Raw genomic sequence first — 21,589 nt, forward strand, 5'->3', positions numbered from 1 at the left:
ATACGGTGTACAACGCGTTATCGGTACCGGTGTGTCAGCCGCTCTTCTTCCGCGCGAGGTCGTAGAAGGTGGCCGAACCGACCGTCACCTTCTCGAAGTTCCTCTGGACCCACGAGCTGATCTGCGAGGCGGAGCCGTTGCTGCTGGTGCCCATGCCTCCGCCCATGCCGCCGCCGGCGATGAAGTAGTGGATCCTGCCGTCCGCCACGTACTTCTCGAACTGCGCCAGTGTCGGGGACGGGTCGGTGCCGTTGAAGCCGCCGATCGCCATCACCGGGTCACCGGTGGCCAGCTGGTAGCCGGCCGCGTTCTGGGAGCCGATGGACGCGGCGACCCAGGTGTACTTCGAGGCGTCCTGTGCCAGCAGCTTCCTGGCGGCGGAGGAGACGTCCGCGCCGTTCAGCAGGCCGCCGGCACCCATGCCGCCGCCCATGCCGCCCTCGCCGGTCCGGCCCGCGCCGGGGAAGCCGTTGCCGTTGTGCCGGCCTTGGGTGTTGCCGTTCCGGCCCGGCATGCCCCCGCCCGGGAAGCCGCCGGTGCCACCGCCCGGGAAGCCGTTGCCGTTCTGCTGACCCCGGCCCTGCTGCCCCTGCCCGCCGGGCGTGCCGCCGCCGAAGCCGCCGCGCATGCCGCCCTTGCCGCCGCCCGGACCGCCGCCGAAGCCCATCATGCTCGCGCCCGCCGGACCGGCCGTCGGGATGGAGCCGGTGTGCGCGGAGTCCACCGTGCTGAGGGTGTACGCCGTCGGACCTGCGAGCGCGGCCACGAGGCCCACCGCCGCGGCGCCGAGGGCCAGTTGCCGGGAGATCCGGCCCGCGAGGACCAGGCCCAGCGCGGCGGTCAGACCGCCGATCAGCACCAGCCGCTTCAGCCAGGGAAGGTAGTCGGCGGTGCGGTTGAGCAGGACGTAGCCCCAGACCGCGGCCGCGACCACGGAGGCGGCCAGCGTGATCGACGCCCACAGCTCCTGCCGCTTCTCCCACAGCAGCCCGGCGCCCATGCCGATGACGGCCGCGAGGCAGGGGGCGAGGGCCACGGTGTAGTACTGGTGGAAGATGCCCGCCATGTAGCTGAAGACCACCAGGGTGATCAGCAGCGAGCCGCCCCAGACCAGGAACGAGGCCCGGGTGACGGAGGTCCGCTTCAGCTTGCGGGTGGCCACCAGGCCGGCGGTCAGCAGGATCAGCGCGGCCGGGAGCAGCCAGGAGATCTGGCTGCCGATCTCGGAGTTGAACATCCGGTCCCAGCCGGTCGCCCCCCACCGGCCGGTGCCGCCCGCGCCGCCCATGCCGCCGACGCTGCCGGTCTCGTCGCCGTTGATCCGGCCGAGGCCGTTGTAGCCGAAGGTCAGCTCCAGGAAGCTGTTGTTCTGCGAACCGCCGATGTAGGGGCGCGAGGAGGCCGGCCACAGTTCGACGACCGCGACCCACCAGCCGCCCGCGACGACGAGCGCGAGGGTGGCGGCGGCCAGCTGGCCGAACCGCTTCTTCACCGGGACCGGGGCGCACACCGCGTACACGATCGCCAGCGGCGGCAGGATCAGGAACGCCTGGAGCGTCTTGGCGAGGAAGGCGAAGCCGATCGCGGTCCCGGCCCACACCAGCCACCTCGTCCGGCCGTCCTCCACGGCCCGTACGACGAAGTAGCAGGACAGAGCCATCAGCAGGGCCAGCATCGCGTCCGGGTTGTCGAACCGGAACATCAGCGCGGCCACCGGTGTGAGCGCGAGGACGGCGCCCGCGATCAGACCGGCCCCGGGACTGAACCGGCGCCGTACGCCCGCGTAGACCACCGCGACCGAGCCCACGCCCATCAGCACCTCGGGGGTGAGGATCGCCCAGGAGTTCAGGCCGAAGATCCGGACCGACAGCTCCATCGGCCACAGGAACGCCGACGGCTTGTCCACGGTGATGGCGTTGCCCGCGTCCAGCGAGCCGAAGAAGAACGCCTTCCAGGACCTGCTGCCCGCCTGCACGGCCGCCGAGTAGAAGGAGTTGGCGTAGCCGGAGGCGCTGAGGTCGTACAGGTAGAGGAGCAGGGTGGCGGTCAGCAGGGCGAGGAGGGCCGGGCGCGCCCAGCGCGGGTCCTCGGGCCGGCCGCGCCACAGCCTGGGGAAGAAGGGCCGCTGGGGCTCACCGGCCCGCGGGGCCGGCGGGGGAGCCGCGGCGGACGGCACCCACGCGGCCGTGCCGCTGTGCTGGTCGACGGTCATCGGGGGTCCCTCGGATCGGTGTCGTGGGGGCGCGCCGGCTGCAACCGCAGGGTGGCGTCCCGCCAGGTGCCGTCCCCGGCTTCGTACGACCGCTGGTGCGGCGACGGTGCGTACGGGGTGTGCCCGGCGACCACGGTCGAAACAGGGCCGGGGCCGGCGCCAGGGCCCGAACCCGGGCCGGAGTGGCCGCGGTCCGGGAAGACCCAGGCGCGGAAGAGCAGGAAGCGCAGCACGGTCGCGGCGAGGTTGGCGGCGATGAGCACCGCCAGCTCCGTGGAGTGCGCCGGGCTGGAGCCGGCCGCGTTCAGGGCGGCCAGCGAGCCGCTGGTCAGGACGAGACCGATGCCGAAGACGACCAGGCCCTGCGCCTGGTGCCGGACGGCGCCGCCCCGGCCGCGCACCCCGAAGGTGAGCCGGCGGTTGGCGGCCGTGTTGGCGACCGCCGAGACCAGCAGGGCCAGCGCGTTGGCGACCTGGGAGCCGGAGAACTGCCGGAAGAGGCTGTAGAGCACCAGGTAGAAGAGGGTCGACAGGCCGCCGACCACGCAGAAGCCGACGAGCTGGCGGGCCAGCCCCTTCGGCACGTCCTGGATGTCACGGTCGCGCGGGTCGTCGCCGAAGGGCCGGGTGAGCCGGTCCAGCGACAGCGAACCGGTGGCCAGGGCCTTGCCGACCCGCCAGACGCCCTTGAGGTCGTCGGTCGCGGTCTTCACGAGGTGCACGGTGGAGTTCGGGTCGTCGACCCAGTCGACCGGCACCTCGTGGATCCTGAGCCCCGCGCGCTCGGCGAGCACCAGCATCTCGGTGTCGAAGAACCAGCCGGTGTCCTCCACCAGCGGCAGCAGCACCTGGGCCACATCGCGCCGGATGGCCTTGAAGCCGCACTGCGCGTCCGAGAAGCGGGCCTGGAGCGAGCCGCGCAGGATCAGGTTGTAGGTGCGGCTGATGAACTCCCGCTTGGGGCCGCGCACGACACGCGAGCTGCGGGCGAGCCGGGAGCCGATCGCGAGGTCGGAGTGGCCCGAGATCAGCGGCGCCACCAGCGGCAGCAGGGCGTTGAGGTCGGTGGACAGATCGACGTCCATGTAGGCGAGGATCGGCGCGTCGGACGTGGACCACACGGTCGCGAGGGCCCGGCCGCGGCCCTTCTGCTCCAGGCGGAAGTGGGTGACCTCGGGGATCTCCTGCTCCAGCCGCGCCGCCACCTGGGGGGTGGTGTCCGTCGACGCGTTGTCCGCGACGGTGATCCGGAACGCGTACGGAAACGTGCGCTTGAGGTGGTCGTGCAGTCTGCGGACGCACGGCTGGAGGTCCTTCTCCTCGTTGTAGACGGGGATCACTACGTCCAGGACAGGCGTACCGGCGTCTGTGGCCGGGAGGTGCTCCCGCGCCGGCAGAGTGCCGGGAGAAGAGTCGGTTCGCATGGGACCGACTCAACTCAAACCCCCTGTTGCGCCCATGTGGTGGCACTGTGCTGTGCCTGTGAGTGCGATTGCCGGTCGGTTTCGGGGGCCGGTCGGGGAACGACGGGAGTGAGGGCGGGCAGATGCACGGTGAACACGGTCCGCCCGGGAACGCTGTCCACGGTCACCGCACCGCCGTGCGCGGTCGCGACGGCCTGCACGATGGCGAGCCCGAGCCCGGTGGACCCGGTGGAGCGCGAGCGCGCGGAGTCGCCGCGCGCGAACCGCTCGAAGACGTGCGGCAGCAACTCGGGTGGTATCCCCTGCCCGTTGTCCTCGACATCGACGCACATCCAGGGCCCGCGCCGCTGCACGCGCGCGGTGACGGTCGTCCCCGGTGGCGTGTGTTTACGGGCGTTGCCGAGCAGGTTGACCAGCACCTGCTGGACGCGGGCCGCGTCCGCCGACACGAGCGCGGGCTCGTCGGGCAGATCGAGCCGCCAGTTGTGGTCCGTGCCGGCCGCGCGGGAGTCGCTGACGGTGTCCACGACGAGCGGGATGAGATCGGTCTGCTCGAACTGGAGCGGCCGTCCGGCGTCGAGCCGGGCGAGCAGCAGGAGATCCTCGACGAGGAGGGTCATCCTGCCCGCCTCGGACTCGATCCTGCCGAGGGCGTGCCGCGTGTCGGGCCCGACCTGTTCGCGCCCGCGCCTGGTCAGCTCGGCGTAGCCGCGGATCGACGCGAGCGGCGTGCGCAGCTCGTGGCTGGCGTCGGCGACGAACTGCCGTACCCGCATCTCGCTCTGCTGCCGGGCGTGCAGGGCGCCGTGCACATGGTCGAGCATGCGGTTGAGCGCGGCGCCGACCTGGCCGACCTCGGTGTGCGGATCGCACTCGGACTCCGGGACCCGCTCGCTGAGCCTCACCTCGCCGGTGTGCAGCGGGAGTTCGGAGACGTGGGTGGCGGTGCCCGCGACCTTGCGCAGGGGGCGGGTGGCGACACCGACGAGCACGTAACCGGCGATGCCGGCGGCGACGAGACCGGCGGCGGTGACGCTGATCTCGACGAGGATCAGGGTGTCGATGTTGTCGTCGACGTCCTTGGTCGGCAGGGCGATGTAGTACGCGTCGCTGCTGTCCCGGCTCGTCACGTACTTCACGAGGTAGTCCCCGAGCCCGGGGATCTCCACGCTGTGCGCCTTGTTGTCCTTGGGCACGGCGTTCAGCGCGTTCTTCTGCGCGGCGGTGAGGTCGTCGGCGCGCATCCGCTTGAAGAGGCCGTAGTCGTCGTTCTGCTGCTGGGCGACAGCGCCGGAGCTGATCGAGCCGTTCTGCACGTACGCCGCGACGGTACGGGGCTGCGTCGGGCCCTTGGTGAGCAGGTTGTCGACCTTGTCGCTCGGTGTCACAGCGTCCGACGCCGACGGGTCCGGGAGCGCACCGGGCCTCAGACCAGCCGGAGCCTGCAGATGGCCGACCGCCCGCGCGGCGGTCTCGTCCACCTTGCCCTCAAGCTGCCTGTACAGATGCGAGCGCAGCGCCAGCGTCGTCACCGTGCCGATCACCGCGCACACCACGGCGATCAATACCACCGACGCGACGACGAGCCGGGTCCGCAGGGTGCGCGGCTGTCCGGGCCGTCGCTTCGGTCGTTTCTGTTGCTTGCGGGAACCCGGCCGTCGTCGTCCGCTCATGACACGGCGGGCTTGATCAGGTAACCGGCCCCACGCCGCGTGTGGATCATCGGCTCGCGTCCGGCGTCGATCTTCCGCCGCAGATACGAGATGTACAGCTCGACCACGTTGGCCTGACCGCCGAAGTCGTACGACCACACGCGGTCCAGGATCTGCGCCTTGCTGAGCACGCGCCGCGGGTTGCGCATGAGGAAGCGCAGCAGCTCGAACTCGGTGGCGGTGAGGTGGATGTTCGCACCGGCCCGCGACACCTCGTGGCTGTCCTCGTCCAGGGTCAGGTCCCCGACGACGAGCACGGAGTCCGAGCGCCGGTCGGCGGCACCGGACCGGCGGATGAGCCCCCGCAGCCGCGCCACGACCTCTTCCAGACTGAACGGCTTGGTGACGTAGTCGTCCCCGCCCGCGGTGAGCCCGGCGACCCGGTCCTCGACGGCGTCCTTGGCGGTCAGGAACAGGACGGGCACGTCGGGCAGTTCGCGGCGCAGCCGGCCGAGGACGGCGAGCCCGTCCATGTCGGGCAGCATCATGTCCAGGACGACGGCGTCGGGCCGGAACTCCCGGGCGGTCTGTATCGCGCCCTGTCCGTCGCCCGCGCTCCTGATCTGCCAGCCCTCGTAGCGAAGGGCCATGCTCAGCAGTTCGGTGATCGACAGCTCGTCGTCCACCACAAGCACGCGGACGGGGCTCCCGTCCGGCCTCAGCAGTTCGGTGCGCCCCTGGGGCGAGGTCGTGGTCATGGTGCACACCTTGTCCGGGCCCTCTGAGAAGACGCTTTCCACACTCTGTGATTTCCCTGAGAAACGCACAGGCGGCTCTCAGGCGGCGCCTGGGAAGCGCCCCGGCCTCACGCCGGCCGGCTGAAGGCGTGGCTGTGCTCGACGCGGGCGATGTGGATCACGTACCGCTCGTACCACCGCTCCCGTCCGCGCCGCTTGGCGTCGAGGTGCTCGGGATGCTCCCGCCACCGCTCGATCCCGTCCAGGTCCCGGAAGTAGGCCACCGATATGGCGAGTCCGTCCGGACCGGGGCCATGGGCGAAGTCCTCCCCGAGGAAGCCGGGGATCTCCCGGACGAGACCCGAGAGCCGGGCGGCGGTCCGCTCGTACGCACCGGGTTCGTCGTCGACGCGGCGTACCGAGGTGAACACGACGGCGTAGTAAGGGGGTTCGTGGGCGGGAGTGGGAACGACAGTGGTGTCCGGTTGCTCGCTCATGACGACCACCGTCGGCCAACGCCCTGCCGCGCGTCCATGGACCTTGCCGAAGGGGATCCGTCCGGGATCCGATTCTTTACGTCCGGTCAGAACAACAGGTCCGGCTCCTGTCTGAACTCCCGCACCGGAAAGCCGAGTCGGCCCTCCCCGGACTCGCCCGGCACCAGCCCCCACCCCGCCATCAGCCGTGTGTCGAGCACGACGACCCCGCGCCCGCCGACCGCCAGATGCAGATCGGGCCCGGCGGCCGCGACCAGCTCACCGCTCACGGCGCCGCCCGGCACCAGCTCCAGGACCTCGCCGAACGCGCCCGGGGCCCGGTCGAGCCCGAACACGCCGAGATGATCGGTGACATGGCACTCGGCGGCTCGCAGGGACTCCGGCCACGCCGGGAGCGCCACGGCCCGCGCATGCAGCTCCCGCACCTCGGCGGCGCGCTCCGCCGCGGCCCGGGGCAGCGCCGCCCGCACCGCCCGCTTCTCGGCGTACGGAATCCGGTCCGGCACCCGCAGCGCGGCTCGCAACAGCTCCTCGGTGCGCCGGGCGGCCATCAGCGGGCCGGTGCCGAGCCAGCTGAAGCAGACGGCACCCTGCTCCAGCAGCCGGGCGTCCCCCCGCTCGACCGCGGTGATCCCGACCTTGACCAGCCCGGGCCCGAACCACGCCAGATACACCCGGTACGGCCGGGGGTCGTCGGCGATCGTGTCGGCGGCCACGGAGTGCGCCCGGTCCAGCCGGGCGCACTCCTCGCACCGGGCCCCCGTACTCCTGCCCGGCACGCCGGCCCGCACCGGGCAGCTGTTCCCCCGCGCCCCGACGCAGGTCCGCACCCCGCCCCCGGGCACGGCGAAGGCGATCCGCTTCCCCCACGCCGGCGCGCTGCGCCGCCCGCCGTCCCAGACCAGCACCGGCCCGTCCGCCGACCAGCGCAGTCCCGAGCATTTCCATTCGCGTGCCATCCCTTCCGAGAGTAGAGGGAGGGTCTGACAGCGGGCCGGGAGCGGCGGACGAGGGTGTTCACTCGGCGAGCGCCGGGGCGACCGGTTCGGCCGCCGAGCGCGCGGCCACCGCGGCGACGCTCCGGCCGCGCCCCGCCAACCGGCAGCTCACACACCCCGGATGCCCCTCCCGTGCCCGCGTGTCGCGGACCCGCATCCCCCACTGGTCCCGCGGCCGCACCCCCGGCGGCTTCCCCCAGCCGGACAGATGCAGCACCCACGTCACGGCGACGCTCACCGCCACCACGACCAGCCCGCCCCCGACCACCGGCAGCGAGGCCGCGCACACCCCGAGCCCCACCACGGTGCCGCCCACGGTCGCGACGCCGAAGCCGGTCCAGCCGGCGATCGTGTGACCCTCGTCGTACAGACTCATAGCCGCCTCCAGAGACGAGCCGAACTCTCTCACGAACTAAGAAGTTACGCCGCCGAATATCTCACGAACTAAGGGATCACGAAAGATGCACGGCACGCCGCGACCGTCCGCCACCCCGGCCATGGCACTGTCGGCGATGGACCACCTCATCGCCGCCCATGTGATCGGACAGCAGGAGCTGGCCCGGCGACTGGGCCTGAACGTCACCGACCTGACCTGCTTCGCCTTCGTCCTGGAGGCCGGCGACGCACTGCTGACCGCCGGCGACCTGGCCGCCCGGGCCCACGTCACCACCGGCGCGGTGACCGGCATCCTCAACCGCCTCGAACGGGCCGGCTACGTCACGCGCCGCCCCGACCCCAGCGACCGGCGCCGGGTCCGCGTGGCCGCCGTACCGGACGCCGTCACGCGCGTCGAGGCGGTGTACCGGGGTCACTACAAGCGGCTGACGGACCTGTTCTCCGCCTACTCCCCCGAGGAACTGGCGGTCATCACCGACTGGTTCTCCCGAGCCACGGACCTCGCGCACGCGTACCTGGAGAAGCTGAACCGGAACGACCCCGACGAGGAGTGCTGAGCGGGCGGGTGGCCGGCGGCACCACACGCGCTGCGCACGCGGTGCGCACACCGTTCGAGCAACCGACCCCGTGACGACCGGTGGATCAGCCCGCCAGCACCCCAACTTGTCCAGACACCTTTTCTCCACGGATCGATCCATCGATGTTCGCGTCGATGTTCTTTCCGCCGTACCGGCGAGTATCTAGAGTCTGTCGCGCTGTCATGGACGCGCCCCGATCGTCGGCCACGCACCGGCCGGCCGGGGCCTCCTCCCCCTTCCTTCTGGAGAGCGCATGGTCTCGCGTCGTACCGCTACCGCCCTCACCTCCGCGGCGGCGGCCCTGCTGCTCGGCGCCGGCGGCTACACGGCCCCCGCCGCGAGCGCGGCCACCGGCACCGAGCTGTCGGTGTTCGCCTGGAACGTCGACCTCGGCACCCCGGTCGTCGACACGACCCAGAACGAGAAGGCGGCCCAGCGCACCCCGGTCATCGAGTCGGTCATCCGCAAGCACAGCGCGGACGTGGTCGTGCTGGACGAGGACTTCAACAACACCTCGACCGCCGACATCACCAGCAAGCTCGCCGACCTGTACCCGTACCACACCCCGGTCGTCGGCCAGACGTGTTCCGGCGGCGGCTGGAACGGCATCAGCGGCGACTGCTCCAACTCGCTGTTCGTCATCAACGGCGGCACGATGATCCTCTCCAAGTACCCGATCACCGCCCAGTACGCCCACGTCTTCAGCAACTCGACCTACGGCACCTGGGACTACCACGCCAACAAGGGCGCGGCGCTGGCGCAGATCGACAAGGGCGGGGTGAAGAGCTGGGTCGTCGGCACCCACCTCCAGGCCGACGAGTCCGACACCTCCACCGACACCACCCAGGCCACGCGCCTCGCCCAGCTGGGGGAAATCCGCTCCTGGGCGGACGGCATCGCCGGCACCAGCGGCCCGGTGCTGATCGGCGGCGACATGAACGTGGAGTACTACGGCGGCCAGTCGCGCGGCGACTACGCCCACGCCCAGAGCGCGGTGAACGGCGTCCTCGGCACCCCCGCCACCGACTCCTCCCAGACCCTGCGGACCATGGACTGCCCGGTCTCCGCCTGGTGCCAGTACATGTCCGGCGTCGAGTCCTTCCCGAAGGACTACCGCGACGACCTCGACTACATCGGCTACCTGAACGCCGACGGCCGCCCGGTTCCGGCCGCGATGTCCGCGGTCAAGGTCGACTTCGACCCCCAGTCCGGCTGGACCAGCGGCCAGACCGACACCAACGCCCCCAGCGACCACTACCCGGTCGAGGCGGCCTTCCAGCTGAACTAGTCCGCCGAACTAGTCCGCCGAACCGTTCCGTCCGGCGCCGACGGCCCCGGATTCCCTCCGGGGCCGTCGGCGCCGGTGACCGTTCGGCCCTGTGGCAGTGCCGTTCGGCCCTATCGCCCCGGCCCGGGACCGACCAGCCTGAAGAGATCGGCAAGGGAGGTCGTCATGGACGACCGCGACTTCCAGGCACATGGCCTGATCGACGAGTTCTTCGACCGGGGTCTGCCCGTGTACGAGGCGGCCGGCCCGCGTTGGCGCGAGAGCGGACAACTCGACCCGCTCACCGTCGCCCAGATCCGCATGTGGGCCGCCAACCGCACCCTTGCCGCCTTCAGACCCGGAAGGTCCGACACCGCGCGGGCCCTGCGGGAGGTCGAACGCAACTCCCTGGACCGATGGCTCACCGACCAGGGCTTCATCTCCCCGACATGACGACGGCGGCCTGGGCGGGTGCCTCGTCCAGTCTCGCCTCACCGGGTCTCGAAACCGCAGGTCAGCGGCATGAAGCGGTTGTTCCCGTCCGGATCTGTGCCGACGGCCACAGCGAACGGGACGGATGTGGGCGCATACTGAGCCATGACAAAGCCTGCTACGCCGAAGCGTCATCTGCCTACCAGCCCCTTCAAGGCCCCGGCGACACCGGCTCCCAAGCACTTCGCCTTGGGCGACCAGGTCACGCACGACATGTACGGCCTCGGCCGAGTGATCGGCATCGAGGACGGGGTCGCGGCGCTCGTGGATTTCGGCTCGGCGCAACAGCGGATTCTGAGCCCGTACGCCAAGATGACCAAGCTGTAGGACCGCTGTGCCCGGTCACGGCACACCAGGACCCTTCAGGGGCCTGTAACGAAAGAGAGTCCTCTCATCGATCTGACATCGCTGTTCTCCGCCCTGGAAGGGCAACCCCGCTGCTCCACTGCAGCATCGCCGCCTCCGGCGACCAACCCCTTCCAGGCCCCTGATTTCGGGGAAGACGAGACCTTGCCCCTTGAGGACGCACAGGAGCCCGCCCCGGGCATGCGGGCGGCACGACCCAAGGCGGCTTAGCTCCACCAATGATGGTGGCTCCGGCAACCGGCAGGGGCCATCTCGTGTGCCGCGGTGAGAAGTGCGGCCGTCACAGTTTCCGTCTCGTTCAGCCCCGTTCACCGTCGTTCGGACGAGACCGTATGCCGGGTCCTTCCCGTAGCCAGGCCACCCATGAACGCAGGTGAACAGCCCTGGATGTACTGACCGCGTGCGCGTGGGACCCCGGGTGCCGCCTGCCATGCGCCCTCCCATACGTCTGCACGGTCACGCACGCTGGTTGTCGACAGGCGAGCTGGACTGCCGGGGGTGGGCGGTGGGCGAGTGGAAGCAAGGGAAGTGCGGTTGGCCAACGGCGGTCGGCGGTCGCTGCCAGAACAAGACAGTCAAGGGCACATCGCGTTGCTACCTCCACCAAGGTGACTGGACGAAGCGCGGCCAAGCCGAGTTGAAGAAGAGGGCGAGCAAGCGCCGCAAGAAGTGAGCCGGAGCCGCGGCGGTCTGACTGCGTGACAACGCTGACGAACATCGGCGGACGAGCGCGAACGTCTGTGGACCATCAGCGCAGGTGAAACGCGCAGCAGCCCAAGTCAGCACCCCGTCCCAGTTGCTTCGGGACGAAGCGGTCCCGTAGGCAAGACAGGGTCAGTCAGGCACGCCCAGGTCCTCACGCATGATCCGGCGCATGGCAGTCAGTGCGGGTTCTGCCGCCTTCAGGTCGATGAGTGCCTGATCCGCGCTCTCCCCTTCCCGAGCCAGACCCCGATCAATGCGCTTGGCAGTAGCGTCGATCGCGGCCAGGACGACGTTCAACTCGCGAGAAACCCTGAGTACCGCTTCAGGGACGATCATCTGAGCCTCGGCGTAGCGATCCCGGTAGTCCCGTCGCGCCTCCTCGACCTGGGCACGGTCGTCGTCGGTGTAGACACCGTCTCGCATGCGATGGAGGGCGTCTTTCAGCATGGTGTGGAAGTGACGGGACGCACGGTTCATAGCGCTGTACGCAGCGCGCCGTTCCTCAAAGATCCGTCTTCCCTCCTCAGCCTGCCTCTCTTCCGCCCGCTGGCGCTTCGTCGTCCAAGTCGTGATCACAGGCGCCAGGAGCGTGCCGAGTACTCCAACGACGGCAGTGACCATGGCGGCAGTCGTGGCACCCATGCGGGCGACCCTAGCGGCTGGCCGCTTTCGCTGGCCCCAGAACGGCCCGCTGACATCCATGCCTGACATCAACGACACCAGGCAGGGGCGCACGCAGGCGTCTCCATGCAGCTGGGAAGACGGCCGGCATCACCGAGCCCACGGACTCCGGATCGAACTCCTAAAGCGGTTGTCGCAGGTTCGATCAGCCGAGGTAGGGCCGCTCCCGGTGCTCCAGGAAGTGACGGATCCGGAGCCGCTGCGTGTGGTGCATCGGCAGTTGATCGATCTCCTCCGGCTGGACGAACCGCAGCTCCGTGGACTCATCCGAGATCGCGAGCTGGCCCCCGACCACACGGGCGGTGAAGCAGACGTTGAACTGTCTGCGCACCTCACCGTCCGAGTAGGCGATGATGTGGCGAGGATCGGTGTACATGCCCACGAGCCCGGTGATCTCCACGTCCAGGCCCGTTTCCTCCTTCACCTCGCGAACGGCCGTTCCCGGGAGTGAGTCGGTCATCTCCATGCCGCCACCAGGGAGCGCCCAAAGGTCGTTGTCCCGTCGGCGCTGAAGGAGTACGCGCCCTTCATCGTCGGTGACCACGGCGGACGCGGCGACCACCAGGCTGTTCGGCTCAGGTGCCGCTGGGTCGTCGTAGTACTCGGTCCGTGCCATGGTCAGCCCTCTCCCACTGGCGTCGCGGTCTCCCACACCGCGTCGAAGCTGCTGGCGTAGGTGTCGAACATGCCGCCCTCTCCGTTGCGCCGAAGATGCCACACGGGAGCACCGTGGGCGTTCACGCCCCAGACATGGGCATTGACCAGCGCCTGGTCATCCGCACGGTAGATCGAGTTGTAGAGCGTGGTGGCATGGGTCCGCACCTCGATGCCGGGTACCTCGGCCAGGGGGCGATAGTGCATGAGGGCGAGTCGGCAGCGGGACTCGAGTGATCTTGTAGACGGATCACCCGGTCAGCTCACAACAGCAGGGGAGCGACCAGCACCGTATTACACAGCGTGCCGGTCCGAAATGCAGCGTCCGAGTCCGACTGCGAGCCTGGGCGCAATCCCCCCGCCCACTCAAGGAGTGACCCCATGGGCATGAAGGACGAGATGCAGCAGAAGGCGCAGCAGGCCAGGCAGAAGGCACAGCAGGCCAAGCAGCAGGCTCAGCAGCGCGGCCAGCAGACGCAGGACAAGGTCCGTGAACAGCAGCAGCAGAGGCAGCAGCAGAGCCAGCAGTCTCTCGATGACATCCAGGACGACCTCGGCGACTGACTTCCAGGACACCACTGCTGCAGTCAGCGCGCCCTCGGACGTAGCTGCTGAGCTTGCGAGCCTCCCTCACCGTTGTTGGGTGAGGGAGACTCGGCGTTTTCCACCCAGCATGAGCTGGCCGCCGTTGCCTCGCATCGGCCCCGGCAGCGGTTGCCGTCAAACACTGCCGTCAAAGCAAAAGCCAGAGGCCCTGTGGATCACTCCACAGGGCCTCTGATCTGTTGTGCACTCGGCAGGATTCGAACCTGCAACCTTCTGATCCGTAGTCAGATGCTCTATCCGTTAAGCTACGAGTGCTTGTTCTTTTGTTCTTGTCTTCGTTTCGGCCCTTTCGGCCCGTCCCGGCGACAGGAAGAACATTACATGACTGCCGCCGCCATGTGAAATCCGTTCCCCAAACCCCATCTGACCTGCGGAAACACCAAACAGGGGCAGTGGGCGGCGATGATCCGGGAACGCCGAAGCCCCGGTCCTGGGGACCGGGGCTTCGGGATCGGTGCGGAGGCGGAGGGATTTGAACCCTCGATGGGCTTTAAGGCCCAAACCGCATTAGCAGTGCGGCGCCATAGACCGGACTAGGCGACGCCTCCAGCACAACCGCTCACGCGAGCGCGTGAGTGGTGCGTGCAGATGATGACACAGCCTCGCGGCCCGTCACCAATCGAGCTCCACGGTACTAGGCACGGGGGCCGCAGGGCAAAGGGCTTCCACCCGGCGGGGCGCAACGTCCTGACGGCGGAGCCGTTGGGCAGGGCATGGTCTTTCTCTCTCAGCGGGGGTCCGTACGCGTCCCCCTCCGGCACGGGCGCCGCGACGGCGAGCACACCGTCCTCGCCGTGTCCTCCCTCGCCGCCGTCTCGGCCCTGGTCTCCCTCGCCGCCGCACCCGCCGTCGCCGCGCCCGCCGGGCCGCCGCCCGTGCGGCCCGAGGACCGGGCCGGCGATCACCTGACCGTCGCCGTGCAGCACGCCGGGTCCGGGAAGGACGGGGCGTACGAGCTGTTCTGTCATCCGGACGGCGGAACCCACCCGGACCCGGCCGGGGCCTGCCGGGCACTGGACGGGACCACGCAATGGGGGCGGGACCTCTTCGCCCCGGTGCCCCCCGACTCCGTCTGCACCATGATCTACGGCGGTCCGGCCACCGCCCATGTCACCGGCACCTGGGCCGGCCGCCCCGTCGACGCCGTGTACGACCGCAGCAACGGGTGCGAGATCGGGCGGTGGGACCGGATGGTGCCGCTGCTGCCCGCTCCGGGATCGGCCTAGGGCCCCCGGCCGGTCCACCCGGTCCGCGCGGCGCGCCCGATCCACCCGGTCCGCCCGTGCGCCCGGCGCGCCCGGCGCGCGGGCGGTTCCCGGAAGTCTCTCCGGTGCCTGCCGGCCGGATCACTCCCGCATCACCCAGGCCGTAAAGGTCCCGCGAAGGTCTTGCGGAGCACGGGGCGGAACGGGGGCCGGAACCGGCGCCGTGGCCGGTGGTCGTGCACAGGTTCGGTGTCACTTCCTCGTGGGACCTCCCTCTCATCCGGCGCCGCGAGCGCAACACGTGCGCATAGACTCCCTCGCGTGACACGTCGCGGGCCGGTTGGCAAGATGGCCCGAGCGGTCGGCAAGGTGCGGTAACAGGGAGGAAGGCGTCTCGTGAGCAGCAGGCCATCCCGAGGCGCTGCTCGCCTCGCAGCCATACTCGACGCTCTGCCGGACGCGTTGGTCCTGGTCAACGCCAACGGAACCGTCGTCAACGCCAACACCATCGCGCTTGAGGCATTCGAGGCGCCGGGTACGGCTCTCGTGGGGCGTGGGCTGCTCGATCTGCTGCCCGAGTTCGACTCGCGGCTGATCCCGGGCTCGATGCGGCGGCCCGATCACATGGACCCGCACGGCCGGACCAAGCCGACCCGGATGATCGCCCGGCGGACCGACGGCTCGTCGTTCCCCGTCGAGGTCACGAGCGCGAACCTGGAGAACGGGCAGCAGGCGTACGACGGTTACGGCTACACCGGCGACGAGCTGCTGATGATCGTCGTACGGGACCTGTCGGGGACCGTGGACACCGAGGCGGAGCTGGCGCGCTCGCAGCGGCAGACCGAGATGATTCTGCGCGCGGCCTCGGAGGGTGTCGTCGGCACCGACACCGACGGGCGGATCGTGCTCGTGAACCCGGCCGCCGCGCAGATACTGGGCTACCGGGCCGGTGAGCTGGGCGGCAAGGAGCTGCACGGCCTCGTGCTGCACTCGCGCGGCGACGGCACGCCCTTCCCGTACGAGGAGTCGCCGCTCGCCGACACCCTGCGCTCCGGGCGCAAGCACCGGGTGCGCGGGCAGGTGATGTGGTCCAAGGGTGAGCAAAAAGTCTCCGTCGATCTCACCACGGCTCCCGTGCGCGACGGGGACCAGCTGGTCGGCGCCGTGATGACCTTCACCGACCGGCGGCCGTACGAGGCGCTGGCCGAGGAGAAGGCCGCCCAGGAGAAGACGCACGCGGAGGAGATCGAGCGGCTCTCCGAGGAGCACGCCTCCGATCTGACCGCGCTGCGCCAGAAGCACGTCACCGAGGTCGAGGAGCTGCGCGAGGCGCACGCGGAGGAGACGGCGGCGGCCGAGGAGCGGTACGCGGCGCTCGGCGAGCGGGAGAAGGACCGGTACGAGGCGCTCGCCGGCCGGCACGACCAACTGCTGACCCTGCTCGGGCAGTCGCTGCGCGGGCCGCTGGACGAGCTGCGGCGCGAGCTGTCCGCGCTGGCCGCGGACGACGCCGGACAGCTGTGGCCCGAGGCCAACCAGGTGCTGCATCACCTGTCCGCCGGGTACGCGCGCATCACCACCCTCATCGACAACGTCCTCGGCTACCAGCGGCTGGACACGGGCAGCGAGAGCATCACCCGTACCAAGGTGATGCTGGACGCCGTCGTCGCCGCCGGTGTCGACGGCGCGGTGGAGCTGATCGGTCCCGGCCGGGTGCAGTTCGCCGTGCACGCGCCGCCCATCGAGGCCGAGGTCGACCCGCAGCGGCTCGCGACCGCGCTCGCTCACCTCGTGGCGGACGTGGCCGGCGTCGACGCCACCGGCAACGCGCCCGCCTCCACGGGCGGTTACCTGGACAACACGGTCGTGGTCGCCGCCGCCCAGCGCGGCGAGGTCGTCCGCATCGAGGTGCGCGGGCCGTACTCCGGGGGAGACCCGGTGCACGAGCCGATCGTGCGCGGGATCGTGCGGGCCCACGGCGGGGTGCTCCAGACGCACGAGGTGCCGGGGATGAGCGGCAGCGCGTACGTGCTGGAAGTCCCGATCGGCGGGGGCGCCGGGTCCGTGGCCGCCCTGCCGGCCGTGGCCGAGGCCGGCGCGGACGAGAGCGGCGCGGCCGACGGGCACACGGCGGACGGGCACACGGCCGGCGGGAACACGTTCGGCGGTGGCGGACGGCGGCGGGCCCGGCGGGCCTCCACGGACGCCTTCCTGGAGAGCGGTGACGGGCCCGGCGGGGGCGAGACCGGTGAGGCGGAGGCGCCCGCGCCGACCGGGCGGCGGCGCCGGCGTGCCGCCGCGCCCGCCGAGGAGGCCGCCGTCGCCGTGGTCCCGGCCGAGGGCGAGCGGACGGCATCGGCATCGTCCAGCGGCTCCGGACGGCGCCGCGGCCGGCCCGCCGAGAACGGCGCCGGTGACGCCGGTGACGGTGCGGGCGTCAGCGAGGGCGCCGTGGTGACCGCGGCCGAGCATGCCGCGGGAGCGGCCGCCGCCGGTACGGGACTCGGCGCCGCCGTGCCGCCGCAGGGCGTGCCGGTCCGCCCCGACGCCGGGGCACCGGCCCAGGCCGCGCTGCCGGCCGCCCTCCCGGCCGGGCAGAACACCGCGGGCGACGCTCCGGGTGCGCAGGACGCCCCGGGCGAGGGCGCGCAGCCGACCGGGCGGCGCCGACGGGCGCTGGCCGCCGCGGCCGAGCGCGCCGCCGCGCAGGAGGCGGCCGGGCCGCGTCCGGTCTTCGCCCTGCCGCCGGCCGAGGCCGACCGCGCACCGCGCTCCGCCGAGCCGGTGAGCCCCGAGGCCCGGCCGCAACCGCAGGCACAGGTACCGCCGCAGCTCCCGGCGCCCGTCGAGGCGGCGCCCGGTGACACCGGCCGGCACGACGCCGTACCGCTCGACCAGTCCGAGGACCACACCCCGCCGCAGCCGCACCCCACCAGTGCGCCGACCGGCCGGCGCCGCCGTGCCGTGGCCCCGCAGGCCCAGGGTGCGCCCGCGCCGGAGACCGCGCAGGCCCAGCCTGTTCCCGCCGCCGTTCCGGCGCAGGGTACGGCCGGTCAGGGTGTCCCCCTCCCCGCGCAGGCCGGTCCCGTGCCGGTGCCGGCCCAGCCGGTCGCTCCGGGGCAGACGGCGCCCGGTGCCCAGCCCGCAGCACCGGCTCAGGGCGGCGCCGCCACCGCCGCGCCCGCCGTACCCGGACAGCCGCTGCCCGCCCAGACGGCCCAGGCACAGGCCCCGGCCCCGGCGCAGACGTCGACCCCGCCCGGCGGTACCCCGGCCGCGCAGCCACTGCCCGCCGAGGCCGCCGCGGCGGCCGTCGCCGCCGGTGCCGGACGGGCCCCGGCGCCCGCGACCGCGGTCCCGCAGCAGTGGCCCGGTGCCGACGACACGTCGGGCGCGGGCACTCCCGTGGCCGCCGCGGCACGGCCGGCCCAGCCGTTGCCCGCCGACGACGCCGCGGCCGACCCGAACTCCACGCAGGGGCGCGCGATCAGCGTCCGTACTCTCGGACAGGGCGTGCCGTTCGCGCGACAGGCGGCGCAGGTGCAGCAGCCGACACAGACGCAGACCCCGCCGCCGCACTCGCCCGGCGGTTCCGGCCGCCGGCGCAAGCTGGGCACGCCTCCCGACCCGGCGACCCGCCCGGAGGCGGCCGAGGGGGCGCCCGCGCAGCCCGCCGTGGCGCAGCCGTCGCTCGGCGGGCAGTCCCGGCCCGCGCCGGGCACCGAGGGCGCCGGACGGTCGTACGCCATAGGCGCCCCGGACGCCGACGCCGCCGAGGGGCCCGAGCCGCTCGACGGTCCCGGCGGGGCCGTCGAGGTCGCGGACCCGCCGCGGCCGCAGCCGATGGACGACGAGCTGCCCCCGGAGCCGCTGGACAACCCGCGCCGACTGCTGGTGTGGCCCGCACCGGACGTGACGACCCAGCAGGCGCTGAGCGACCGCGGCTACCGCCCGGTGATCGTGCACTCCCGTGAGGAGGTCGACGCGCAGATCGCGGCCTTCCCCGCCGCGCTGTTCGTGGATCCGCTGACCGGGCCCATCACGCGCACGGCCCTCCAGTCGCTGCGCCAGGCCGCCGTGGCCGCCGAGGTGCCGGTGCTGGTCACGGCCGGGCTCGGGCAGGCGACGCGCGAGGCGGCGTACGGCGCCGATCCCGCCGTGCTGCTGAAGGCGCTCGCGCCGCGCGACAGCGAGCAGCACCCGCCGCGCGTCCTGCTCATCGAGGAGCACGCGGAGATCGCGCTGGCGCTGACCGCGACGCTGGAGCGGCGCGGCATGCAGGTGGCGCGCGCCGCGAACGACAACGACGCGGTGACGCTCGCGGGGCAGTTCCGGCCGAACCTCGTGGTGATGGACCTGATGCAGGTGCAGCGGCGGCAGCCCGGAGCCGGGTTCGCCGGGATCATCGACTGGCTGCGGGCGAACAGCCGGCTCAACCGCACCCCGCTGGTCGTCTACACCGCCGCCGTCGACCAGGCCGACCTGCCCCGGCTGGCCTCGGGCGAGACGGTCCTGTTCCTCGCGGAGCGGTCCACGAGCGCCGAGGTGCAGAGCCGGATCGTGGACCTGCTGGCGCGGATCGGCACCAACTGACGTAACGCCCCCACACGTCACCGGCCGGTCAGGAACCGCTCGTTCCCGACCGGCCGGCGCACCCGCCCTGCGGGGTCAGAGGCGGGTGACGTCCAGGGCGCCGTCCGCGTACTGCCGGCGCAGCACCTTCTTGTCGAACTTGCCCACGCTCGTCTTCGGCACCGACTCGACGATCGTCCAGCGCTCGGGGAGCTGCCACCTGGCGATGTGGCCCTCCTCGGCGAGGAACGTGCGCAGGGTCGTGAAGTCGGCGTGCGCGCCCTCCCTGAGGACGACCGTGGCCAGCGGGCGCTCGCCCCACTTCTCGTCGGGTACGGCGACCACGGCGGCCTCGGCGACGTCCGGGTGGGACATCAGCGCGTTCTCCAGCTCCACGGAGGAGATCCACTCGCCGCCGGACTTGATGACGTCCTTGGCGCGGTCGGTGAGGGTGAGGAAGCCGTCGGGGGAGATGGTGCCGACGTCGCCGGTCTTCAGCCAGCCGTCCTCGCTGAACTTGTCGGCGGGGCGCAGCGGTTCGGCGTCCGGGCCGTTGTAGTAGGCGCCGGCGATCCAGTTGCCGCGCACCTCCAGCTCGCCCGCCGACTCCCCGTCCCAGGGCAGGCGCTCGCCGCCGGGGCCGCTGAGCCGGGCCTCGACGCCGGCCGGGAAGCGGCCCTGGGTGAGGCGGTAGGCGAACTCCTCGTCGGTGCCGACCGCATGGGCCGGCGGGCGGGCCACCGTGCCGAGCGGGGAGGTCTCCGTCATGCCCCAGGCGTGGCAGACCCGCATGCCGAGCCGGTCGAAGGCCGTCATCAGGGAGGGCGGACAGGCCGCGCCGCCGATGGTGACCTGGGTGAGGGAGGAGACGTCGCGGGGCTTGGCGGTCAGCTCGGCGAGCAGGCCCTGCCAGATGGTGGGCACGGCGGCCGCGTGGGTCGGCTTCTCGCGCGCGATCATCTCGGCGAGCGGCGCCGGCTGCAGGAAGCGGTCCGGCATCAGCATGTTGACGCCGGTCATGAAGGTGGCGTGCGGCAGGCCCCAGGCGTTGACGTGGAACTGGGGGACCACCACCAGGGAGGTGTCCTGGTCGGTCAGGCCCATCGACTGCGTCATGTTGACCTGCATGGAGTGCAGGTAGATCGAACGGTGGCTGTAGACCACGCCCTTGGGGTCGCCGGTCGTGCCGGAGGTGTAGCACATGGCGGCGGCCCGGCGCTCGTCCAGCTCGGGCCAGTCGAACGTGGTCGGCCGGTCCGCGATCAGTTCCTCGTACTCGTGCACCCGCGCGCCGGCACCGGTGAGCGGGGAACGGTCGCCCGGGCCGCAGACCACGATGTGCTCGACGGTCGGCAGCTCGGACAGCAGCGGCGCGAGCAGCGGGATCAGTGAGCCGTTGACGATGACGACCTTGTCGGCCGCGTGGTTGACGATCCACACCAACTGCTCGGCGGGCAGCCGCAGATTGAGGGTGTGCAGCACCGCGCCCATGGACGGGACCGCGAAGTACGCCTCGACGTGCTCGGCGTTGTTCCACATCAGGGTCGCGACCCGGTCGTCGTCCCGGACGCCCAGTTCGTCCCGCAGGGCGTTCGCCAGCTGTACGGCGCGGGCGCCCGCCTCGGCGAAGGTGCGGCGCTGCGGCTCGCCCTCGCCGGTCCAGGTGGTGATCCGGGACTGTCCGTGGATCTTCATCCCGTGTTCGAGGATCCGAGTCACGGTCAGCGGTACGTCCTGCATGGTGCTCAGCACGGCGGTCCTCCCGGGGCGGCGTTGCCCTGCGCGGCAGTAGGGGTAGGGCAGATTCTGCTCACATACCGCGCGGTATGTCACTAGGGAGTACGTCACCACGCGAACGGGAACTCGACGCCGGTGAGGGTGCGGGTGGGGTGCCGGGCTAGCGGGCGAGGCCCAGCTCCGGGTCCTCGCGCAGCTTGCCGAGCGCGCGCGACACCGCCGACTTCACCGTGCCCACCGACACGCCGAGCACCTCGGCGGTCTGGACCTCGCTGAGGTCCTCGTAGTACCGCAGGACGACCATCGCCCGCTGCCGCGCCGGCAGTTTCATGATCGCCCGCCACATGGCGTCGCGCAGCGCCTGCCGCTCGGCCGGGTCGTCGTCGCCGGGCACCGGCTCCGGCTCGGGCAGCTCGTCGCAGCAGAACTCGTCCACCTTGCGCTTGCGCCACTGCGAGGTACGGGTGTTCAGCAGCGCACGGCGCACATAGCCGTCCAGCGCCCGCTGGTCCTCGATCCGGTCCCAGGCCACGTACGTCTTGGCGAGCGCGGTCTGCAACAGGTCCTCGGCATCGCTCGGGTTCGCGGTCAGCGAGCGTGCGGTGCGCAGCAGGACCGGCTGGCGGGCCCGGACGTACGACGCGAACGACGGGTACGTGGGGGCAGCGCCGCCCTGGCGCACTCGGGCGTGGGGGAGGGTCTGTCCCGCTGGTGCGGCGGCAGCCGAGGCGCTGGTGCAGACGGGTGTGGTCATGGCTCCACGCTATGAGCGGGAGCCGCCCCGGCGGATCGCCCGCAGGTCCCGAAGCG

18 protein-coding genes, 2 tRNA genes and 1 pseudogene are annotated in these 21,589 nt (G+C 71.7%); 7 read left to right on the forward strand and 14 right to left on the reverse strand.

Translation table 11 applies throughout. From position 1 onward, the window contains the following. Positions 1–34: 34 nt before the first annotated feature. The 7 genes from AC4OXY_RS25385 to AC4OXY_RS25415 all read right to left on the reverse strand — a co-directional run bounded on the left by AC4OXY_RS25385 (position 35) and on the right by AC4OXY_RS25415 (position 7,896). The gene (locus AC4OXY_RS25385) at positions 35–2,212 is read right to left on the reverse strand and encodes a mannosyltransferase YkcB-related protein (protein WP_491991118.1); all 2,178 of its coding nucleotides are present in this window, start codon (positions 2,210–2,212) and stop codon (positions 35–37) included. Further along, positions 2,209–3,636, reverse strand: a complete 1,428-nt coding sequence (locus AC4OXY_RS25390) for a bifunctional glycosyltransferase family 2/GtrA family protein (protein WP_356029892.1) — start codon at positions 3,634–3,636, stop codon at positions 2,209–2,211. Before AC4OXY_RS25390 ends, AC4OXY_RS25385 begins: the two co-directional genes overlap by 4 nt. A gap of 14 nt (positions 3,637–3,650) precedes the next feature. Then, positions 3,651–5,309, reverse strand: coding sequence for a sensor histidine kinase (locus tag AC4OXY_RS25395; protein ID WP_491991119.1), 1,659 nt, complete (start codon positions 5,307–5,309; stop codon positions 3,651–3,653). Further along, a complete protein-coding gene (locus AC4OXY_RS25400; RefSeq protein ID WP_491991120.1) occupies positions 5,306–6,046 on the reverse strand; it encodes a response regulator transcription factor in 741 nt (246 codons plus the stop codon). The genes AC4OXY_RS25395 and AC4OXY_RS25400 overlap by 4 nt, the downstream gene beginning before the upstream one ends. 107 nt (positions 6,047–6,153) lie before the next feature. Then, the gene (locus AC4OXY_RS25405; protein WP_356029889.1) at positions 6,154–6,522 is read right to left on the reverse strand and encodes an antibiotic biosynthesis monooxygenase family protein; all 369 of its coding nucleotides are present in this window, start codon (positions 6,520–6,522) and stop codon (positions 6,154–6,156) included. An 86-nt stretch (positions 6,523–6,608) separates the two neighbouring features. Continuing rightward, the gene (locus AC4OXY_RS25410; RefSeq protein WP_376287842.1) at positions 6,609–7,481 is read right to left on the reverse strand and encodes a DUF2797 domain-containing protein; all 873 of its coding nucleotides are present in this window, start codon (positions 7,479–7,481) and stop codon (positions 6,609–6,611) included. Between the two features lie 58 nt (positions 7,482–7,539). Continuing rightward, positions 7,540–7,896: an HGxxPAAW family protein gene (locus AC4OXY_RS25415; protein WP_376287844.1), complete on the reverse strand. Its 357-nt coding sequence runs from the start codon at positions 7,894–7,896 to the stop codon at positions 7,540–7,542. A gap of 85 nt (positions 7,897–7,981) precedes the next feature. Here AC4OXY_RS25415 and AC4OXY_RS25420 point away from each other — a divergent pair, with 85 nt between their 5' ends. The 4 genes from AC4OXY_RS25420 to AC4OXY_RS25435 all read left to right on the forward strand — a co-directional run bounded on the left by AC4OXY_RS25420 (position 7,982) and on the right by AC4OXY_RS25435 (position 10,580). Then, entirely contained in the window at positions 7,982–8,473 is a 492-nt protein-coding gene (locus AC4OXY_RS25420; RefSeq protein ID WP_376287846.1) for a MarR family winged helix-turn-helix transcriptional regulator, read from the forward strand. Positions 8,474–8,747: 274 nt separating this feature from the next. Continuing rightward, positions 8,748–9,782 (forward strand): sphingomyelin phosphodiesterase, encoded by a 1,035-nt coding sequence (locus AC4OXY_RS25425; RefSeq protein WP_376287848.1) that lies wholly within the window; start codon positions 8,748–8,750, stop codon positions 9,780–9,782. Between the two features lie 165 nt (positions 9,783–9,947). Next, entirely contained in the window at positions 9,948–10,214 is a 267-nt protein-coding gene (locus tag AC4OXY_RS25430; RefSeq protein ID WP_356029884.1) for a hypothetical protein, read from the forward strand. Between the two features lie 144 nt (positions 10,215–10,358). After that, positions 10,359–10,580 carry a hypothetical protein gene (locus AC4OXY_RS25435; protein ID WP_376287850.1) on the forward strand — a complete coding sequence of 74 codons (222 nt, stop codon included), beginning with the start codon at positions 10,359–10,361 and terminating at the stop codon, positions 10,578–10,580. 873 nt (positions 10,581–11,453) lie between these two features. On the opposite strand, the gene AC4OXY_RS25440 is transcribed toward AC4OXY_RS25435, so the two are convergent. The 3 genes and pseudogenes from AC4OXY_RS25440 to AC4OXY_RS25450 all read right to left on the reverse strand — a co-directional run. After that, entirely contained in the window at positions 11,454–11,966 is a 513-nt protein-coding gene (locus tag AC4OXY_RS25440; protein WP_491991121.1) for a hypothetical protein, read from the reverse strand. Positions 11,967–12,150: 184 nt separating this feature from the next. Beyond that, positions 12,151–12,621: an NUDIX domain-containing protein gene (locus AC4OXY_RS25445; RefSeq protein ID WP_376287852.1), complete on the reverse strand. Its 471-nt coding sequence runs from the start codon at positions 12,619–12,621 to the stop codon at positions 12,151–12,153. A gap of 2 nt (positions 12,622–12,623) precedes the next feature. Further along, a pseudogene (locus tag AC4OXY_RS25450) lies at positions 12,624–12,893 on the reverse strand (XRE family transcriptional regulator); the annotation flags it as partial. Positions 12,894–13,040: 147 nt separating this feature from the next. On the opposite strand from AC4OXY_RS25450, the gene AC4OXY_RS25455 reads away from it, so the two are divergent. Next, positions 13,041–13,223, forward strand: a complete 183-nt coding sequence (locus tag AC4OXY_RS25455) for a hypothetical protein (protein ID WP_356029880.1) — start codon at positions 13,041–13,043, stop codon at positions 13,221–13,223. 224 nt (positions 13,224–13,447) lie between these two features. Here AC4OXY_RS25455 and AC4OXY_RS25460 read toward each other — a convergent pair. Next, positions 13,448–13,520, reverse strand: a tRNA-Arg gene (locus AC4OXY_RS25460). A gap of 202 nt (positions 13,521–13,722) precedes the next feature. Continuing rightward, positions 13,723–13,813 (reverse strand) — tRNA-Ser (locus AC4OXY_RS25465). A 165-nt stretch (positions 13,814–13,978) separates the two neighbouring features. On the opposite strand from AC4OXY_RS25465, the gene AC4OXY_RS25470 reads away from it, so the two are divergent. Together AC4OXY_RS25470 and AC4OXY_RS25475 are read left to right on the forward strand one after the other, a co-directional pair. Further along, positions 13,979–14,491, forward strand: coding sequence for an SSI family serine proteinase inhibitor (locus AC4OXY_RS25470; RefSeq protein ID WP_356029879.1), 513 nt, complete (start codon positions 13,979–13,981; stop codon positions 14,489–14,491). A gap of 375 nt (positions 14,492–14,866) precedes the next feature. Continuing rightward, entirely contained in the window at positions 14,867–19,063 is a 4,197-nt protein-coding gene (locus AC4OXY_RS25475; protein WP_491991122.1) for a PAS domain-containing hybrid sensor histidine kinase/response regulator, read from the forward strand. A 75-nt stretch (positions 19,064–19,138) separates the two neighbouring features. Here AC4OXY_RS25475 and AC4OXY_RS25480 read toward each other — a convergent pair whose 3' ends face one another. Both AC4OXY_RS25480 and AC4OXY_RS25485 read right to left on the reverse strand, forming a co-directional pair. Continuing rightward, on the reverse strand, positions 19,139–20,794 hold the full coding sequence (locus AC4OXY_RS25480; RefSeq protein ID WP_356029877.1) for a long-chain fatty acid--CoA ligase: 1,656 nt from the start codon (positions 20,792–20,794) through the stop codon (positions 19,139–19,141). A 145-nt stretch (positions 20,795–20,939) separates the two neighbouring features. After that, positions 20,940–21,533 carry a SigE family RNA polymerase sigma factor gene (locus AC4OXY_RS25485; RefSeq protein WP_362820616.1) on the reverse strand — a complete coding sequence of 198 codons (594 nt, stop codon included), beginning with the start codon at positions 21,531–21,533 and terminating at the stop codon, positions 20,940–20,942. Positions 21,534–21,589 lie beyond the last annotated feature (56 nt).

Source organism: Streptomyces sp. HUAS MG56, assembly GCF_058673395.1.

Coding starts and splice junctions, on each gene's coding strand:
- AC4OXY_RS25440 (WP_491991121.1), bottom strand. CDS start 11,966: ATGGGTGCCACGACTGCCGCCATGGTCACTGCCGTCGTTGGAGTACTC.
- AC4OXY_RS25410 (WP_376287842.1), bottom strand. CDS start 7,481: ATGGCACGCGAATGGAAATGCTCGGGACTGCGCTGGTCGGCGGACGGG.
- AC4OXY_RS25415 (WP_376287844.1), bottom strand. CDS start 7,896: ATGAGTCTGTACGACGAGGGTCACACGATCGCCGGCTGGACCGGCTTC.
- AC4OXY_RS25445 (WP_376287852.1), bottom strand. CDS start 12,621: ATGGCACGGACCGAGTACTACGACGACCCAGCGGCACCTGAGCCGAAC.
- AC4OXY_RS25405 (WP_356029889.1), bottom strand. CDS start 6,522: ATGAGCGAGCAACCGGACACCACTGTCGTTCCCACTCCCGCCCACGAA.
- AC4OXY_RS25425 (WP_376287848.1), top strand. CDS start 8,748: ATGGTCTCGCGTCGTACCGCTACCGCCCTCACCTCCGCGGCGGCGGCC.
- AC4OXY_RS25485 (WP_362820616.1), bottom strand. CDS start 21,533: ATGACCACACCCGTCTGCACCAGCGCCTCGGCTGCCGCCGCACCAGCG.
- AC4OXY_RS25390 (WP_356029892.1), bottom strand. CDS start 3,636: ATGCGAACCGACTCTTCTCCCGGCACTCTGCCGGCGCGGGAGCACCTC.
- AC4OXY_RS25470 (WP_356029879.1), top strand. CDS start 13,979: ATGGTCTTTCTCTCTCAGCGGGGGTCCGTACGCGTCCCCCTCCGGCAC.
- AC4OXY_RS25395 (WP_491991119.1), bottom strand. CDS start 5,309: ATGAGCGGACGACGACGGCCGGGTTCCCGCAAGCAACAGAAACGACCG.
- AC4OXY_RS25420 (WP_376287846.1), top strand. CDS start 7,982: ATGCACGGCACGCCGCGACCGTCCGCCACCCCGGCCATGGCACTGTCG.
- AC4OXY_RS25430 (WP_356029884.1), top strand. CDS start 9,948: ATGGACGACCGCGACTTCCAGGCACATGGCCTGATCGACGAGTTCTTC.
- AC4OXY_RS25400 (WP_491991120.1), bottom strand. CDS start 6,046: ATGACCACGACCTCGCCCCAGGGGCGCACCGAACTGCTGAGGCCGGAC.
- AC4OXY_RS25435 (WP_376287850.1), top strand. CDS start 10,359: ATGACAAAGCCTGCTACGCCGAAGCGTCATCTGCCTACCAGCCCCTTC.
- AC4OXY_RS25455 (WP_356029880.1), top strand. CDS start 13,041: ATGGGCATGAAGGACGAGATGCAGCAGAAGGCGCAGCAGGCCAGGCAG.
- AC4OXY_RS25385 (WP_491991118.1), bottom strand. CDS start 2,212: ATGACCGTCGACCAGCACAGCGGCACGGCCGCGTGGGTGCCGTCCGCC.